Source organism: Sulfuricurvum sp. RIFOXYD12_FULL_44_77 (assembly GCF_001830725.1).
GTDB classification, from domain to species: Bacteria; Campylobacterota; Campylobacteria; order Campylobacterales; family Sulfurimonadaceae; genus Sulfuricurvum; species Sulfuricurvum kujiense_A.
In genome coordinates, this window is sequence record NZ_MIBU01000281.1 from 1 (window position 1) to 17,855 (window position 17,855).

The 17,855-nt window shown below is 42.6% G+C and carries 16 protein-coding genes and 1 pseudogene; 6 read left to right on the top strand and 11 right to left on the bottom strand.

From position 1 onward, the window contains the following. The 3 genes and pseudogenes from A2517_RS10345 to gltX all read right to left on the bottom strand — a co-directional run. Window positions 1–377, bottom strand: a pseudogene (locus A2517_RS10345) (hypothetical protein); the annotation flags it as partial. Continuing rightward, on the bottom strand, window positions 374–661 hold the full coding sequence (locus A2517_RS10350; protein ID WP_294896745.1) for a YggT family protein: 288 nt from the start codon (window positions 659–661) through the stop codon (window positions 374–376). The gene A2517_RS10350 and the pseudogene A2517_RS10345, both read right to left, overlap by 4 nt. After that, window positions 658–1,956 (bottom strand): glutamate--tRNA ligase, encoded by a 1,299-nt coding sequence (gltX, locus tag A2517_RS10355; protein ID WP_294896747.1) that lies wholly within the window; start codon window positions 1,954–1,956, stop codon window positions 658–660. Before gltX ends, A2517_RS10350 begins: the two co-directional genes overlap by 4 nt. 127 nt (window positions 1,957–2,083) lie before the next feature. Here gltX and A2517_RS10360 point away from each other — a divergent pair, with 127 nt between their 5' ends. Then, on the top strand, window positions 2,084–3,973 hold the full coding sequence (locus tag A2517_RS10360; protein ID WP_294896749.1) for a PilZ domain-containing protein: 1,890 nt from the start codon (window positions 2,084–2,086) through the stop codon (window positions 3,971–3,973). Between the two features lie 5 nt (window positions 3,974–3,978). On the opposite strand, the gene A2517_RS10365 is transcribed toward A2517_RS10360, so the two are convergent. From A2517_RS10365 to A2517_RS10380, 4 genes are read right to left on the bottom strand one after another with little or no spacing between them, the layout of a single operon-like run. Continuing rightward, on the bottom strand, window positions 3,979–4,629 hold the full coding sequence (locus A2517_RS10365; protein ID WP_294896751.1) for a TrkA family potassium uptake protein: 651 nt from the start codon (window positions 4,627–4,629) through the stop codon (window positions 3,979–3,981). Then, a complete protein-coding gene (locus tag A2517_RS10370; RefSeq protein ID WP_294896753.1) occupies window positions 4,630–5,985 on the bottom strand; it encodes a TrkH family potassium uptake protein in 1,356 nt (451 codons plus the stop codon). Then, window positions 5,963–6,667 carry a response regulator transcription factor gene (locus A2517_RS10375; RefSeq protein ID WP_294896755.1) on the bottom strand — a complete coding sequence of 235 codons (705 nt, stop codon included), beginning with the start codon at window positions 6,665–6,667 and terminating at the stop codon, window positions 5,963–5,965. Before A2517_RS10375 ends, A2517_RS10370 begins: the two co-directional genes overlap by 23 nt. Beyond that, on the bottom strand, window positions 6,664–7,689 hold the full coding sequence (locus A2517_RS10380; RefSeq protein ID WP_294896757.1) for a DUF4118 domain-containing protein: 1,026 nt from the start codon (window positions 7,687–7,689) through the stop codon (window positions 6,664–6,666). The genes A2517_RS10375 and A2517_RS10380 overlap by 4 nt, the downstream gene beginning before the upstream one ends. A 229-nt stretch (window positions 7,690–7,918) precedes the next feature. On the opposite strand from A2517_RS10380, the gene A2517_RS10385 reads away from it, so the two are divergent. Next, entirely contained in the window at window positions 7,919–8,578 is a 660-nt protein-coding gene (locus tag A2517_RS10385; protein WP_294896759.1) for a tRNA-uridine aminocarboxypropyltransferase, read from the top strand. Here the strand turns inward: A2517_RS10385 and A2517_RS10390 are convergent. Genes A2517_RS10390 through A2517_RS10405 form a run of 4 tightly spaced genes read right to left on the bottom strand, consistent with a single transcriptional unit; the run spans window position 8,575 to window position 10,457 of the window. Continuing rightward, window positions 8,575–8,793, bottom strand: coding sequence for a hypothetical protein (locus A2517_RS10390; RefSeq protein WP_294896761.1), 219 nt, complete (start codon window positions 8,791–8,793; stop codon window positions 8,575–8,577). The genes A2517_RS10385 and A2517_RS10390 overlap by 4 nt on opposite strands. A gap of 3 nt (window positions 8,794–8,796) precedes the next feature. Beyond that, entirely contained in the window at window positions 8,797–9,690 is an 894-nt protein-coding gene (locus A2517_RS10395; RefSeq protein ID WP_294896763.1) for a hypothetical protein, read from the bottom strand. After that, window positions 9,687–10,028, bottom strand: coding sequence for a flagellar motor switch protein FliN (gene fliN / locus A2517_RS10400; protein ID WP_294896765.1), 342 nt, complete (start codon window positions 10,026–10,028; stop codon window positions 9,687–9,689). Before fliN ends, A2517_RS10395 begins: the two co-directional genes overlap by 4 nt. A 3-nt stretch (window positions 10,029–10,031) precedes the next feature. Further along, window positions 10,032–10,457: a chemotaxis protein CheX gene (locus tag A2517_RS10405; RefSeq protein WP_294896775.1), complete on the bottom strand. Its 426-nt coding sequence runs from the start codon at window positions 10,455–10,457 to the stop codon at window positions 10,032–10,034. A 126-nt stretch (window positions 10,458–10,583) separates the two neighbouring features. Between A2517_RS10405 and A2517_RS10410 the strand changes: the two genes are divergently transcribed. The 4 genes from A2517_RS10410 to polA are packed head-to-tail and all read left to right on the top strand — an operon-like array spanning window position 10,584 to window position 17,729. After that, window positions 10,584–11,321, top strand: a complete 738-nt coding sequence (locus A2517_RS10410; RefSeq protein ID WP_294896767.1) for a sulfite exporter TauE/SafE family protein — start codon at window positions 10,584–10,586, stop codon at window positions 11,319–11,321. Between the two features lie 6 nt (window positions 11,322–11,327). Continuing rightward, on the top strand, window positions 11,328–14,144 hold the full coding sequence (gene uvrA / locus A2517_RS10415) for an excinuclease ABC subunit UvrA (RefSeq protein ID WP_294896769.1): 2,817 nt from the start codon (window positions 11,328–11,330) through the stop codon (window positions 14,142–14,144). Window positions 14,145–14,177: 33 nt separating this feature from the next. Next, the gene (locus A2517_RS10420) at window positions 14,178–14,993 is read left to right on the top strand and encodes an HDOD domain-containing protein (protein WP_294896771.1); all 816 of its coding nucleotides are present in this window, start codon (window positions 14,178–14,180) and stop codon (window positions 14,991–14,993) included. A 12-nt stretch (window positions 14,994–15,005) separates the two neighbouring features. Next, entirely contained in the window at window positions 15,006–17,729 is a 2,724-nt protein-coding gene (polA, locus tag A2517_RS10425; RefSeq protein WP_294896773.1) for a DNA polymerase I, read from the top strand. The last annotated feature ends 126 nt before the right edge of the window (window positions 17,730–17,855 follow it).

The window sequence follows — 17,855 nt, forward strand, 5'->3', positions numbered from 1 at the left end:
CGATCCCCCAAACGGGTAGCGATGAGTTCACGCTCATAGCTTTCCAAATGCTGTGCTTTTATCGGTGTGAGGGCTAGATAGAGACAATCATCTTCAACAATGCTCATTAAATCGGTAGAGACCTTCTGGAGACACTCTGCCGTGTATCGAATCTCAGCTTCATCAGTTTTGCAAGCGTAGTCGAATAAAAACCGCTCATTGACGGTATCGATTTGATAAAAAGCTTCCGCAGCCTGAGTCGCATTAATATCTTGTCGTAAAAATTGCCAAATTAAAAAATTCTTTTCACGGGAAGGAGGTTTAGTATTGATCTCATCAAGTGTTACGCCCCAAAGATTAGCGCAAAGGAGTGCCGCAAGGGAAAAGGAGAGTTTCACGACATAACCACCGCATTTATGATATTAACCAATATTACATCGATTACGTTCAATAAAACGATCAAGATGATCGGAGCTAAATCCAGACCGTTAAACACGGTCGGCATAATCTTGCGAACCGCACGATAGGCTGGCTCGGTAAGTCGGTAAATAATCTGCACGATCGGATTGTACGGATCAGGTCGCACCCACGTCAAAAGGGCTCCGATGATAACTACCCACGTATATACGGTAAGGAGAGAGTGGACAATGCCGCCCAAACCTGAAATAATACCCTCCATCATTTTGCCACCTCTTTAAGATAATTTTTAATATGGGTGTAGAGATCGTTCATCTCCGGTCCGTGCTCTGCACCGCCGATAAGAATACGCAACGGTTTAAAGAGGCTTTTCCCTTTGAGGCCGCTGTGTTCCATCAAATAGGCTTTATACGACTCATAGTCATCAAAATGGGGAGCTTTGAGGGTTAAATCGCGTAATACATCAAACCCCTCTTTGTACTCATCCGGGACAACCTTCGGAGCAAATATCGCACCAATTTTAGCACGTAGTTCTTTGAGGGTGCTTGCTTCTTCTAAAAAGAGTTTTGCGAGGTTTCCGATCTCTTCATCGGCAAATCCGACGTATCGTGAAAGCTCTTTAGGATCAAGCCCTTTGAGATGTTCACGGTTGATGAATTTAAGCTTATCGATATCAAAACGAGCAGGTGCTTTGGAGAGGGTTTTCAGATCAAACCACTTGATAGCCTCTTTAAGCGAGAATATTTCACACGGAGGTTTGTTCCCCATCAAGATGAGATAATTAGTGATCGCTTCGGGAAGATACCCCTCTTCAAGAAGCCATTTAACACTCGAAGCATCATCCCGCTTCGACATTTTTTTACCTTCGTTTCCGAGGATAATCGGCAAGTGGGCGTACTCTATTTTTTTGTCGTAACCCAACGCTTCGTGGATGGCCATTTGTTTAGGGGTATTACTCAGATGATCCTCTCCACGGATGATAAGAGAGATATCGGCGAGCATATCATCAACGGCACACGCAAAATTATACGTTGGATATTTATCGGCACGCATCAAAATAAAGCTGTCGATATCATCGGCTGCAAAGGTACTTTCCCCTTTGATAATGTCGGTCACGGTAATCGAATGGCTCGGTTTTTTCAAACGGATCGTAAAGGGGAGGGGATTATCGATCACCTCTTCGGCATGGAGATTCTCACACGCTCCATCATAACGATAGGCAATTTTCCCCTCTTTGGAAGCTTCACGCTTGGCATCGAGTGTTTCAGGGGTACAAAAACAATTGAACGCTTTTTTATCTTGGAGAAGTTGTAGTGCCATTGCACGATGAAAGCGGAGATTATTGCTTTGTAACTGTTCTTCTTGGTATTCGATACCAAAGAGTGCCAGTATTTCAAATATCTCTTTCTCTTTTCCCGGAATATTGCGCTCTTTATCGGTATCTTCGATCCGGATTAAGAGCGGTTCTTCACGCTGAACAGAACAAATGTAATTAAATAAAGCGACACGGAGATTGCCGATGTGCATATCACCGGTCGGGCTTGGGGCAAAACGGAGCATAAATATTTCCTAAATCTTTTTTGCAATATTAGCAGAAACTGTGTTCAAGCTAACTTTGCCCTGATTTAAGTGGGGAAAAGTCTCTTATAGGGTACAATTATAGTTATTTAAAACATCAGGGATGAAGGTGTCCATTCTAAAAATCGCCAAGTACGCCAAACACTTTGATTTGCTCGTTGTGTATGAATCTGGAACTGATTTACCATTTCGAGAATCTGCTGAATCTGTTTTCCGTACGTCTGATTTCAGATCTTTTGATCAGATTCAAATAGACGCTTCACCTTTAAACTGTCACTTACTCATTATCTGCGGCTCAGCTGATCTTCTACGAACCCCCGATTTAAAAAATTCTATCGCCCTGATCCAATCCCTAGAGTCGATTGTTCTGACACCTGAGTATAAAGATATTAACGTATTACGAGCCGCTCTCTCTTTACGTGTTTCCAGTGTTAACGCTATTCCTCAAAATGAAGAGGAGTTTGTTCAGGTTATGATGGGGATTTTTTCGACATTGGTCAAAAAACACAATGAATCTATCCTCAGTAACTATGATCGTACCATATCCGAATATTCCAATAATCTTTTTTGGATACACAAAGAGGGGAAAGCTGTTTATGCCAATGATACGTTAAAGCGTAAATTCGGGATAAAAAGCCTCTCAGATCTGGATTGCTTTTTTGAAGAGAAAGAGATGGCTTCGCTCCTTAAAACATCCGGATTTTCTCAAAAAATAGTCTCGCGTAAAGATAGCAGCGGTGAGTCAAAAGAGTATTTTGTCACCAACCAACCGCTAAAAGATAGTGAATTCCTTGTCAGTATGATCCCTTTGAACGCACCCATTCAAAAATGCAACAAACAACTCCACAACCGAATGGGTTTCATTGAACTTCTTAAAGATGCGTTTGTTATCCACAAAAGAGAAAATGAGGCGATTCCGATCATTGTTATGTACATTGAAAATTCGGATAAGATCATTGAAATGCGTGGCGAAGACGTTTACAATGATATCTGTAAAGAGATACTGAAGCTTGCAGAAACCCATTTTGATCATGATACACAGATGGCTCAATGGCATAAAGATATTTATACCCTTATCTCTTCAAGCCTCACATTAGACGAACTTAAACATAAATTAGAACGTTTTCATGAAAATCTGAATCTTGAAATATCGATAGAAGGCGCTTCTCCGGTTATTGACTCTTTTATTATCGATATGCATGGGGTTGAGCTAAATAAAGCGATCGGCATCATAGACCATATCAATCAAAAGCAGCTTCTTTCACGTGATTTAGCCCATCTTGTTCACTTTCAGATTTCCGCAGCTCCACAAGAAGTCGATGAAAAAACACAAGCGCTTCATTATCTTGAAAAAATGATTTTGACAAAGACACCGGTAAAACTGCTTAATTTTTACAAAGGTATTCGTATCAGCACGGCGGCACGTATTGTCAAGATTTCGAATGATATGGTTTACGTTGCGATCGAAAAGATCCAAGGCTATGCCATGAAACTGGAAGGGAATGTCGTCATTCAGGGGGCCAATGTCCCATTCGATATTCTCGCGAATGTTAAAATCGTCGATGTAGCCAAAAAGATAGCCGTATTGTCCAATTTTGAACCGCTGCAAGCTTCCGGAAATAATCGTCAATATATCCGTATCCAAAGTGATCATCGGATGCATGTGACGATAGCTACAGCCAAAAGTGTCATATCCGGAACTATACTCGATATCTCAATTAAATCAATTGCGTGTAAATTAAGTGTCTCAAAAGTTCCTCTCAAATTGGACTCCAAAGTTAGCTTGCAATTTAATCTTCCTCTAGAACGGTTTGATGGGGGGATGGTAACTATGGCTGTTTCAGGGAAAATACAGTACATACAAGAGGGGGATGAATTTACGAAGGTAGTCGTAGAATTGAATCTTATAGAACCGTATGAGAGCTATCTTATTGAATACATTTATGCTCGACAGCAGGCACTCGTCAACGAAATTAAAACGATTGCCAACAAGCTCTAAGGGGACTAAATCTTTTTACTGAGCGCTTCAATATGACCGCTGTTTCCTAAAACGACGAGGATATCCCCTTTTTCCAGAATATCGTCTTTTTCAAACGAAGTGTACCAAATACCTTGGTGTTTATACGCTATCGGTTTTACTTCATATTCATCCTCAAAGATCGGGGAGAGTATCGATGCTCCGATCCAAAAAGAGGGGACGGTGAGTTTCGCTATTTTCATGGTAATTGAGAGATCGATCGTCTCGTAATGCATGTTTTTAACCATTTTTTTAACGATTTTTTTAGCGGATTCCATCTCCGGATAGATCACTTTTGCGGCTCCGAGCTTTGAGAGGATCTGGCCGTGTACCGTCGTAATCGCTTTGGCTACTACCGTCTCAACCCCTAGCTCTTTTAGTGCCATTACGGTGAGAATACTCGCCTCGATATTTTCACCGATACTGACGACCGCTACATCGACATTGCCGATTCCCGCTTCGCGAAGTGCACGAATGTCGGTAGAATCGAGGATAATAGCATCTTGGACAAATTCGTTTATTTCACGCACCTGTTCCTCATCCATATCTACCGCAATAACGCTAAGTCCCTGTTGCGCCAGCCCTTTTGCAACGTGAAATCCAAATTTTCCTAACCCTAAAACTGCATATGTTTCCATTTAAATAATTACCTTTCCTTCTGCATATTGGATGCGACTCTCTATCGCTTTTCCGACAATAATAAGGGTAAAAGCAAATACTCCTACCCTCCCCATAAGCATCAACACAATGATATTCAGTTTTCCCCAATCGCTAAAGAGAGCACTGTAACTTAGAACGCCTCCGTTTCCGGTTGATAAGCCTACAGTACCGAATGCAGACGTCGTTTCAAATAATATTCTTAAAAACGGTAAACGCTCAATTTCACTCAACAAAATGGTAGAAAAGACGACATAAATCGAAGCGACGAAAATAACAGCGTAGGCCTTGTTAATTTGATAGGGTGAAATGGAACGACGAAAAATATGGGCATGGGTATTTCCCCTAAGGGTGTACCATACTCCGATCAGTGCGAGTGCGACTGCCGTCGTTTTAATCCCTCCCGCAGTACCTCCAGGACTCCCTCCGGTCATCATAAAGAACGTCGCAAAAAAGAGATTCGAATCGGTCAACGTTGAAATATCAATCGTATTAAATCCGGCAGTACGGTAGTTAACGGAAGCAAACCAAGCCGCTAAGATCTTTTCATTCCACTGCATTGACTCAAATGCATGATTCCACTCTAAAGAGAGGAGTAATGCCATAGCACTAACGATAAGTATGGCACTCATATACAAAACAATTTTAGTATGGGTGGAAATACGGACAAGTTGACCGCGCCGATAATTGTAAATTTCAAGTAATACGATATACCCTAAACCGCCAAGAATAATCAAAATCGGAATGGTTAGATTAATGACTGTGTCACCGCGATAGCCCATCATATTATCGCTAAAAAGGGAAAAACCGGCATTGTTAAACGCAGAAATAGCATGAAATACTCCAAGCCATACCGCTTTATCGAAGGGCATATCGACCCAAAAACGGAACGTCAATATAACCATCCCAACGACTTCGATAATGATGATAGAAGCAAAAACAATTTTTAAAAATCGTACCAACCCATCCATTCCGGGGTGGTTTAGAGACTCTTTTAGTATCAGACGGTCACGATGTCCGATTTTTTGTTTACGTATAACCGCCATAAAGGTCACGGCCGTCATATATCCAAGACCGCCGATTTGGATCAATACCAGAATGATCACCTGTCCTGCGGCTGTAAAATCGACAGGAGTATCTTTGACGATCAAACCGGTCACACATACGGCAGAGGTTGCGGTAAAAAGAGCATCAATAAACCGCAACTCTCCGTTATGAGCAAACGGAAGGGAAAGAAGTGCGGTTCCGATGAGAATGAGAACAATAAAGCTATAAAGTATAAGTTTAATCTCTTGCGTATGTATACTGGATCCTTTAATCGAAGTTTGACGTATCACATGTAAAACGATACCCGATACCCATCTCGGTATGAATATAGATCGGACGTGCTACATCGGGTTCTATTTTTTTACGTAATGTATTAATATAGGTTCGTAAATACTGCATCTCACTTTGATATCCCACGCCCCATACCTCTTTGAGAATACGGGGATAAGGGAGCACCTGATTGCGATGAAGGATAAAATATTTTAGCAAATTAAACTCCGTTGGAGTCAATTTCAAAGATTCTCCCTTTCTTAAAACCAGATGATGTTCAATATCCAATGTAAGTTCATGGCATAGTATAACATTTACATTAGGCTGAAGACCTAAAAAACGTCGCTGTGCCGAGCGGACGCGAGCAAGCAGCTCATCAATCGAAAACGGCTTCAAGACATAATCATCTGCCCCCGAATCAAGCGAAGCAATGACCTCTTTTTCTTCATGGCGGGCCGATACCACAATAATCGGAATAGCAAGTTCCAATCGGATGGTTTTGATCAGCCCTTTACCGTCTCCATCAGGGAGACCCAAATCTAGGATAATTAAATCGGGACTATTGGTTTGTATCAGACGCAATGCGCTTTTTATATCAGCGGCAACCAATGTCTTATATCCATGCTGATGGAGCGACAAACTTACCATTTTTGAAATAGCTTGATCGTCTTCAATGATTAGAATCAACTCTTGCGTTTTCATAGTAGCTCTTTCAATCCGCCGGATGGAGATTTAGTAACCGAAAAAGTGATCTCAAAACAGACACCATTTTGAACATTATACGCCTCTATTTCTCCATTATGGGCACTAACGATATCGCGACATATAGAGAGACCGATACCGCTTCCCCCGATATCGGCACTATGCTCTAAACGATAAAAGCGATCGAACATATTTTTAAGATCGGCTTTTTTGATCGGTTGTGACTCATTAAAACAGATTATCTTTATGGTCTCTCCTGTTTCCGTTATAGTAAGTCGTATTGTTTTTCCCTCATCCGTATATTTGAGTGCATTGTCGATAAGATTAACGATAAGACGAACCAAAAGTGCGCAATCTCCCCAAAAGAGCTTCAACTGAGGATCAATAGATATCACAATTTGAGACTGTTTCGGGTTGTAGCGAAACTCTTGAAGTGCGACTCCGACGATATCCTCAAAATCGCACCACTCCATGCGCAGTGCACTTTGGGTGTCTTGCAAACGTGCACTGTCAAGAAGATTGGATACCAAACGGTTCATTCTCTGACTTGAATCATTAATCTGAATTAATACATCCCGACGCGTCTTCGGATCAATGATCTGTTCTTTTAACAGTATAGAAGCATTTCCAAGTATAGAGGATAACGGAGTTTTTAGATCATGAGAGAGGGTATTGAGAAATATCTCTTTTATCGCATTTGTTTGTATCCGCTTAGCCTGATAACTGATCGTGTATCCCACGGCAAAAAAGATAATAAAACTCCATATATAGGTAAGGTCATGGACATCAAAGCTATATTTTGGCGGGACATAGAGGAGATCAAACATCAAAACGGAACTGGCAGTTACCATCATAGTCGAGCCCATTTTTCCATGAAGAGCAATGACCAGAACCGGTATCAAATGAATTAATGCAATATTGATAAGTCCCAGCTCTGTACGGAACGCTTGACTCACCAATGTAATGGAGGCAAGCAATACAATAGAGACCATATAATGGCGGTAGGGATACAATAGTGTCATTTATTGATATTTGCGGCGATTTTTACCAATATCACAATGACAAGTCCGAACAAAAATAATCCTTCACTTACAACAACCCAAATATTATCTGCTAAATGCATCGTGCTTCCATCTTTTTTGATGAATTATAGCTCTCATGCTGTCAAGATAATATCAAAATTTTAGTATGAACAGACCAAAATACTCTTTTAGATATAATAATGAAAAGCAATAGAAGATAGATTACGCGATGAATGAATTAGAAGAGTCAAGAAAAAAATGCTACCAATGTTACCGTCCCCTCAGCTCGTGTATGTGCCGATATGTCAAGCCGATAGAGACACGTACAAAGTTCATTATCTTAATGCATCCGAAAGAGTTTAAAAAAACGAAAAACGGCACAGGACGCCTGACTCACCTTTCACTTCCCAACTCAGAACTCTACATCGATATCGATTTTAGTGACCATAGGGCTATCAATGCATTAATCGATGATGACAATAATCTCTGTTATGTCCTTTATCCCGGTAAAAACTCTCTTAATTTAAATCAGCAGAAAATCGAAGCGGAAGGAAAGCAGGTAGTAATATTTATCATTGACTCGACATGGCCGTGTTCGGTGAAGATGCTTCGTCTTAGTAAAAATATTCAGAATCTCCCTAAAGTGAGTTTTACCCACTCTAAAAGTTCGCAGTTTCGGATCAAAGAGCAACCTAAAGAGTTTTGTCTCTCAACGATTGAATCGACACTGAGCATTTTGGAATTATTGAATGAACAAGGGGCAGAAGAGATAGCACAGGGGAGCTTTGAGCACTTTTTAGATCCGTTTACCTCGATGGTAGAGTATCAAATCGGATGCGCTTCTCGCTCAAGCGAGTCGGTGAGATTTATAAAAAGAGGTGAGGATTAGACCTCTTTTTCATCCTCAAACTCCAGAAGAAGCCCTGAAGCATCAACAATCTCTTTTTGAGCTTCGGCCGCTTCGACTTTGGCATGTTCTTCTTCAACGTATTCGATAAAAGTTTCTATATCGTGTTCAGGATTGTAAAATTGGTGATACCCTAAAGCAATATCTACAAATTCTACGCCACACCCATAATCAGTGAGCTTTTGTTTTAAATCCATCTATCAATACACTCCTGATGCTTTTTCTTTATACGAATCAAATACTTCATCCTGAGCGGGGGCGAGTTGAAAATAGCCGTCAAGCTCTCGGTGTTTTGACTGTAAGAGGGTCTCAAAGTCATTTTGAGTGATAGGGATATTATCTTGAAATTTATCAAGTAAAAGGGTGTTATTCCCTAATAGCACCAAATAACTCATGGTTCCATAATCAAGCATCGCTACCGTATGGGAAGGATCTAGTGTTTTTTGGAACCGAATATGGATACCCCCGCTATCTCCTGAAAGGGGAAGTGGATTAGAGAGCGTTGCTTTGACTTCGGCAGTGGATTTGTTAAAAAGCCAAGGCGCTTTAGGTTCGCTTTGGAGTGTTGCGGTACGCTTAGCTATATTTTGTTTTAGCCAAAATAAAATACCGATACCGATCACTAAAATACCGATAACGACATAATAGCTTTGTTCAAACTCATTACTTTTTTTAGTTGGAAGTGCGCCGATAGCGGCTTCATCGATAGGGGCGGATTGGATGATAGTATCGCTAGGGAGAGGGTGAGTAAACCGTAAGCGCAGACCATACGAATCAGATGTTTTAGACGCCTGCATTATGACATCGTTTGCAACTTCTGCAATAATTTCAATATTTTCTTCTTGGGGCGAAATAGTAAGTTTGCTTAAATATTTTGAATTAACCTCTTTGACTTTCGGATCTTCAATAAATGCTTCTTCAAGTTTGATAACGACGGTATTGCCCTGACGATTTTGGCGCAGTACCCCTTCATAAGGGGTATCAAACGTCAGCATAACGTCCACACGATCGTTCCGATCATAGACGTTATAGCTTAAAATTTTAGCTCCCCATAGAAGGGCAGGGAGTAGAAGTAAAGGGATTAGGTATCTCATAGTCTCTCTTTTGAAAGGTAGTAAAGTACGGCACTCGAATCGAGCACCTCATTGATACGGATTGCTAAGTTCTTTTCATAAACCATGACTTCTCCTTTGCCGATAATACGCCGATTCACATAAGATTCAACACTCTCACCCGCCGGTTTGCCTAAATCGATGACAGATCCTTTTTCAAGCTTCAGTATCTCTTCCAACGAAAGTGTCGTTTGTCCCAAATCGGCAACAAATTCAACTTCCATATCGAGTAACCCTTCGTAATCCATCCATGACAGTTCCCGTTCAGGATCAAAAACATGATCTTTAGGAAGGGTAGATTCTGCTACTGTTTCATCCATCTCTTAGAGCCTTTGTAATGCGATTGTCATTTCACCGCCATCAATGCCGATACACTGGACGTCATCCAAGTGAAGCGATGCAATTTCTTCGTGCGATAAAACAAACGGCGTCGCAATCGTCATTGTTGTTTCGTACAACTCACTCGCAAGCACTTTCGCACTTCCGACGATCATATTGGTTGTCTCCAAGAGCATATCGATGAGTGTTTGTTCATCACTTTCATCTTCGCCTAAAAATATCTCGGCAATGCTTTGAATCAACATTGCGTCACAACCAATATAAGCACGGTGAGACTCTCCGTTTGTTGTTTCAATATCAATATAAGCAAGAAGTGTTCTCTTTTTAGCGGATGTGGGTACAAGATCGTAAGGGAGACGGATTTGATGAATACAAAAATTAGTTGCAGCTTCGACAATAATGGGTAACATCACATCCTCACTCTTTTTTAAGTATGATAATTGATTATAGCGTAAAATCAATTGAACTTAAAGGGTATTCGTTGAAGCACTAAGGGAGTATAATCGCGCGATTGAAAAAGAATGTAAAGAAAAAGTATGACAATTGAATTAATCCTTTTAGGTATCAGTGTCGGTATCCTCTCAGGATTTTTCGGAATCGGCGGAGGGACGGTCAGTGTCCCCATTTTACTCTATATGGGGTTTGGGATCAAAGAGGCGATCGGTATTTCGGTGACACAAATGGTTGCGGGATCGTTGATGGCGGCTTGGATTCACCATAAAAATCAAACCTATGTCGTCCGTGATGTCAAATATTTCGGATACGGTGGAGTATTAGGGGCAATGGCAGGGGCATTTTTGGTAAAACTTTTAAATGAAAACCTCTTAGAATGGTTCTTTTTAAGTATCGTAGCCTTCACATTGGGTCGTTTAGCTCTGTCGAATCCTGCACCTACCAAAGCGGAAGTTGTTAATCGTCCTCTCTACACTGTCATAGGGAGTGCAATTGGGGTATTCTCTGGAATGCTTGGGGTGGGCGGTTCGATATTAATGACACCGATACTGGTGAGTTTTATGGGATTTCCCCTAAAAAAAGCTTCCGCCGTGGGGCTATTCTTTGTGATGTTTACCTCGATTTCGGCATTTGTTACACTGTTTTGGCTGGGGATGATTAACGCTCAGGCAGGATTCGTGGTAGCATTTTCCTCAATTGTCGGAATTATAGTGGGCATTTGGCTTTTACATCGAATTAAAGTAACCCATTATAAGAGGGTTTTAGTCTTTTTTTATTGTCTTATTTTTGCTATTACAGCATACAAATTGATCGCGGGGTAAAGAATTATGGATATGATTAAAATTATTGGGGCACGAGAGCACAATCTCAAAAATATTTCGCTGGAAATCCCAAAAAACAAGTTGATTGTTTGTACGGGAATCAGCGGGAGCGGAAAATCGACGTTGGCATTCGATACCCTCTACGCCGAAGGGCAACGCCGCTACATCGAATCACTCTCTTCGTACGCACGACAGTTTTTGGATCGTGTCGGAAAGCCCGATGTCGATAAAATAGAAGGGCTAACTCCTGCCATCGCGATCGATCAAAAAACCACTTCTAAAAATCCCCGCTCAACGGTCGGGACGATCACCGAAATATATGACTATTTACGCCTTTTATATGCCCGTATCGGAGTACAACACTGCCATCTTTGCGGCAAGAAAATCTCCAAAATGTCGGCTCAGGATATTATTGATCAAGTGTTAAAACTCCCCGATGGGGCTAAGATCGTCATTTTGGCACCGCTTGTCCGAGAGAAAAAAGGATCATTCGCCGACATCCTCGAATCGCTTCGACATAAAGGATACGTTCGTGCGATGGTAGATGGGGTTATGGTACGTCTAGACGAGGAGATCGAACTCTCCAAAACCAAAAAACATACCCTTAAAGTGGTCATAGACCGTCTGATCATTAAAGATGACAACCATGACCGTGTCGCTCAAGACGTTGAAAAAGCGCTCAAAGAATCGTACGGCGAGGTAGAGATCGAGATCCAAAATCACGACGAAGTAGGGATGGCGGAAAAATTGATCCATTACAGCGAGCACAGCGCTTGTTTTGATTGTAAGGTCAGTTTTGATCCTCTCGAGCCCCTCTCTTTTTCGTTTAATTCTCCCAAGGGAGCGTGCAGTGAGTGTGACGGCTTAGGGATTCGCTATGCGCTAGACTATGACAAAATCATCGATTCTGAGCTTCCGATAGAAAAAGGGGCAATCAAAATTGTTTACGGTTTTAACAAAGGGTACTACTTTACCTTTTTGAAAGCGTTTTGTGCCGCTTCAGGGATTAGCATTACCGCTCCATTCTATACACTCGAAGAGTATCAAAAGAAAGCGATTCTTCACGGGAGCGTCGATGAAGTGGAGTTCAAATGGCAAGATCATCCAATCAAGCGTATTTGGCCGGGGATCGTCCGTATTGCCTATGATATTTTTAAAGATGAAAAAGATCTTGCTGACTATATGTCTGAAAAGCCGTGTAATATTTGTAATTCCCACCGACTGAAGCGGGAGTCGCTTGCCGTACGTGTAGCCGATAAAGGGATCGGTGATGTTATCTCAATGCCGCTCAAAGATTCGTATGCATGGTTTGCCGATCCCCAAACCTTTAATGGTCTGAGTGATCAGAGTACAATGATCGCAGCGTCGATTTTAAATGAAATTCGCGAACGCCTCTTTTTCCTCTTTGATGTGGGTCTTGGGTATCTCTCTCTCAGTCGCGATGCTCGTACGATCAGTGGGGGAGAAGCACAGCGTATCCGTATCGCTAGCCAGATAGGAAGCGGGTTGACTGGGGTAATGTACGTCCTTGATGAACCGAGTATCGGCTTGCATGAACGCGACACCCTCAAACTGATCCGAACATTACGTTCATTGCAGGAAAAAGGGAATACCGTTATTGTCGTCGAACACGATAAAGAGACGATTGAGAATGCCGATTTTATCGTCGATATAGGTCCGGGTGCGGGTAAATACGGCGGGAACGTCGTATTTGCGGGTACACTAGAGGAGATGAAAAAATCCGATACGTTAACGGCGCAGTATCTTTCCGGTCGGAAAAAGATCGAATATTTTTACCGAAGAGCGCAAAAAGAGTGGATGTCGATCAATAATGTTACATTAAATAATATTAATAATTTAAGTGTCAAAATCCCCCTCCATAATTTCGTCTGTGTAACGGGTGTGAGCGGAAGCGGTAAAAGCTCTTTGATTTTACAAACGCTCCTCCCCGTAACTCGTGAAATTCTCAATCATGCCCGTAAAATCAACCGTGTTGCAGGGGTAGAGGTTGAGGGGCTGGAAAAACTGGATAAGGTGATCTATCTCGATCAAAGCCCTATCGGACGTACTCCCCGCTCAAACCCTGCAACCTATACGGGGGTAATGGACGAAATCCGTAATCTCTTTGCCAAGACAAAAGAGGCTCAGATTCGCGGTTATACGTCGTCACGATTTAGTTTCAACGTCAAGGGGGGACGCTGCGAAAAATGTCAGGGGGAAGGGGAGATCAAAATCGAAATGCACTTCCTCCCCGATATTATGGTCAAATGTGATTCGTGTCACGGCAGCCGCTATAACCTTCAAACCCTCCAAGTCGAGTACAAGGGGAAAACGATCTCCGATGTCCTTAATATGTCGGTGGGGGAAGCATTGGAATTTTTCGCCCCGATTCCGAAAATCAAAGCTATTTTACAAACCCTCAGCGATGTGGGACTTGATTACATCACGTTAGGACAAAATGCGGTCACCCTCTCAGGCGGGGAAGCACAGCGTATTAAACTTGCCAAAGAGCTTAGCCGACGTGATACGGGTAATACCCTCTATATCCTTGATGAGCCGACAACGGGACTTCATTTCGATGATGTGAACCGTCTCACCAAAGTGCTACATAACTTCGTCGAGTTGGGCAATTCGGTACTCGTTATCGAACACAACCTTGATATGATTAAAAATGCCGACTATATCATTGACATGGGGCCTGAAGGGGGAAGCGGAGGCGGCTTGCTGATTGCTGAGGGTGATCCTGAATGCGTCGCCAGAGATTGGGAAAAAACGGGCAGCTTTACCGGAAAATATTTGGCTCTAGAGTTAAATAAGCTATAATAACCCTAATTGCTTTTGTAGAGGATCATTTGAATGAAAAGTTCGATTATAAACAGTATTAAATCTTTGCCTCCGCTTCCAAAAACAGTGATTGATATGCAACGAATTTGTAACAATCCTGATAGCTCGATTCATGATTTGATTGAAGCCGTTGAGCACGATCCGATGATCGTTGCCAACTTACTCAAAGCGGCAAACTCTCCTCTGTACAGTTTTCGACGTGAAATACTTAACGTAGGACAAGCGGTCTCCTTGTTCGGGATGAGTATGACCCGATCTATCGGTCTTGGAAATTCTGTTCGAAAACTCCTCAATGTCGACATGGAACCTTATGGAATCAGTTCGGATCGTTTTGCTGAAATTTCGTCAATGCAGGCGGCATTGACGCATGAGTGGTACATGAAAATTGACCGTGCTAAAGCCGATAAACTCTTTTTAGCCTCTTTTTTGCAGGAGACAGGGAAAATTATCATTGCCAGCGACGTTATCCAAGAAGAGTTAGCGACCAATTTTAAAGCAGACATTGACAGTGCTATTGATATTGCCAGCGTTGAGCGTTCGTATGTTCAAGAGACGACGGCAACGGTTACCGCCGCAATTTTTACCCACTGGAATTTTGATAAAGAGTTTGTGGAGATGATTGAATACTCCGATACACCTGAAAAAGCACCGGATGAAGTGAAAGAGTTTGCTACGGCACTCAATATCATTAAAACAATTCTTCCGATCAACAACCCTTTTGGGGAACACGGAATCTCCTATGGCCTTAAAAAAGCGGAAGAAGCAGGCTATGATATTGCAAAACTTCAAGCATCGATTGATTCGATACTTGAAAAAATTCGCGCCTGATAAAGGCGATTGATGGCTCAACCTACCGTAACGATTATTGATACATTTGGATTTTTTTTCCGCTCATTCTATGCGCTTCCTCCTCTGAGAAATAAACAAGGTTTCCCGACAGGTCTTTTGACCGGATTTATAAACTTTATCGCCTCTTTGCACAAAGATCACAGCAGCGATTATCTGATTTTTGCTCTCGATGCCAAAGGTCCGAGCTTTCGTGCCGAAATCGATCCAAACTATAAAGCCAACCGTTCACCCGCACCCGAAGAGTTGATAATGCAGCTTCCTATCGCGATCGATTGGATCGATAAAATGGGATACAAATCGCTCTCTCAAAGCGGGTTTGAAGCCGATGATATGATCGCCTCTGTAGTACGTCAAGCACGACAACACGGGTTTTTGGTACGTGTTGTTTCTCATGATAAAGACCTCTATCAACTGATTGATGATGATCGGGTTGTTTTAGTCGATGCAATCAGTAAAAAAGTGATGAACGAGAGCCATTGCGAAGAAAAATACGGTGTTCACCCCCGTCAGTTTATCGATTATCAATCCCTTATCGGAGACACGGCAGACAATGTCCCAGGAGTCAAAGGGATCGGAAAGGTAACGGCACAAAAGCTTTTAACGCAGTTTGTCACACTCGATGCAATGTATGAGCGACTCGAAGAGGTGACACCGCCTCGGATCAAAGGGTTATTAGAGACCTACCGAGAGGATGCGTTCCGCTCCCGTGAGCTGGTACGTCTAAAAGATGACGTGTTTGATAGCCTCGATTTTTCGGAATTTGCAATGCACTTCGATAATCCGTTTCTCCCGATCTATGATGATTTGGTTCACTATGAGATGAACGCAGTATTGCGAACCATTAAGGCAAAAGCGCTGTTTGAAGAGTCGCAATCCACTATATTAGTCACAACAGTTGAAAAAGTAGCAGTTCCGCAATGTGAGAATATTGATGGATGCAGTGTACTGATTGATAATGACGAAACATTACACACTATTATTCAAGCCATCCCTCACGACGCGATTGTTGCTTTCGATACCGAGACAACGGGACTCGATCCTACCAAAGATCATCTGGTCGGTTTTAGTTTCAGTAGCGACAGCAAAACAGGCTATTATATCCCGATGATGCACAGTTATCTAGGCGTTGGGGATCAAGTCTCTCATGAGGCGGCGAAGAGAGCGATTCTCAATCTCTTCACACGCAAAGTGATTGGACACAATATCAAATTTGACCTCCATTTCATCACCCGATTTTTAGAAGTGGATCGTCTTAATATTCATGCTGACACAATGGTGATGGCGTGGCTCACCGATTCCGCCCGCTCACTCTCTATGGATAACCTTTCTCAGAGCCTTTTGAACCATGAGATGATCCATTTCAAAGACACGGTCAAAAAAGGGGAAAACTTTGCCTCTGTCGCAATCGAGGATGCGTGTAAATACGCGGGAGAAGATGCTTATATCACCTATCGTCTTTACGAAGTGCTACGAGAACAACTCCTGCTAAAAGGTGCTCAAGAGGCGCTCGATGAAGCGTTTAACGTTGAGTTTCCGTTTACCATGACGTTACTGGGGATGGAACGCGAGGGGATTGCTGTCGATACGGCGGTGTTGGAGACATTTAAAAAAGAGGTGTCATTAGAGATTGTTACCCTCACGGAGCAAATCCACAGCGCATGCGGAACCGTATTTAATCTCAATTCTCCGAAACAGCTAGGTGTAATATTGTTTGAGACATTGGGACTCGCTCACGGTAAGAAGACTAAAACGGGTTATAGCACCGACGAGCAGGTTTTGGAGGGACTTCAATTTGAACATCCTATGATTCCGATGCTGTTGCAGTATCGCGAGTATCATAAGCTCTATTCGACCTATATCGAACCGCTGATCGCATTGGCGCAAAACGATTCGTCATCGCGTATCTATACGTCATTTGTCCAAACGGGGACGGCGACGGGACGGCTCAGTTCCAAAAATCCGAATCTCCAAAATATCCCAGTCAAAACGGCACTGGGGATGCGTATCCGTGAAGCGTTTGTTGCACCGCGTGGGAAAAAGCTGATCGGAATCGACTATTCGCAAATCGAACTTCGTCTCCTCGCCCATTTCAGCCAAGACAGTGTATTGGTTAACGCCTTTAAAGAGGGGCACGACATCCACATGCAAACGGCGATAGCGTTGTTCGGCGAAACGGAAGCCGCGAGTAAACGAAATATTGCTAAAACCGTCAACTTCGGTCTGTTGTACGGAATGGGGCAAAAAAAGCTCTCCGATACGTTAGGGATCACGACCAAAGAGGCCAAAGAGATTATCGAACGCTATTTCGAGACGTTTCCGAGTGTCAAGGGGTATTTCAACGGCATCGTTGAACAGGCTAAAGAGATAGGGTATGTCGAGACACTGCTCCATCGTCGCCGCTATTTTGATTTCGGTTCCGCTACTCCGATGCTCAAAGCGGCCTACGAGCGCGAATCGGTCAATACCGTATTCCAAGGCTCCGCGAGTGATCTTATCAAGCTCTCGATGAACAAGATCGATACGATGATCCGCGCTGAGAGTTTACGTGCCCGAATGCTCTTACAAATCCACGATGAACTGATTTTTGAGGTGGATGAGGATGTGGCAGAGACTTACGCGGTGCGCTTTGTCGAGGTTATGGAAAGTATTTTAGAGCTACGCGTTCCGCTGAAAACCTCGATGCACATCGGGAACCACTGGGGTGAGTTGAAATAGTCATCTATGTTTGAATACACCTATGTTCACAAGGAGAACGTTTTGGTCGAAAAAATCTTAGCCAATCTCGAAAAATCTAATTGCTGTACAGACAACACTTTTTTGCAAGCGGTGAGCGAAGTTCTA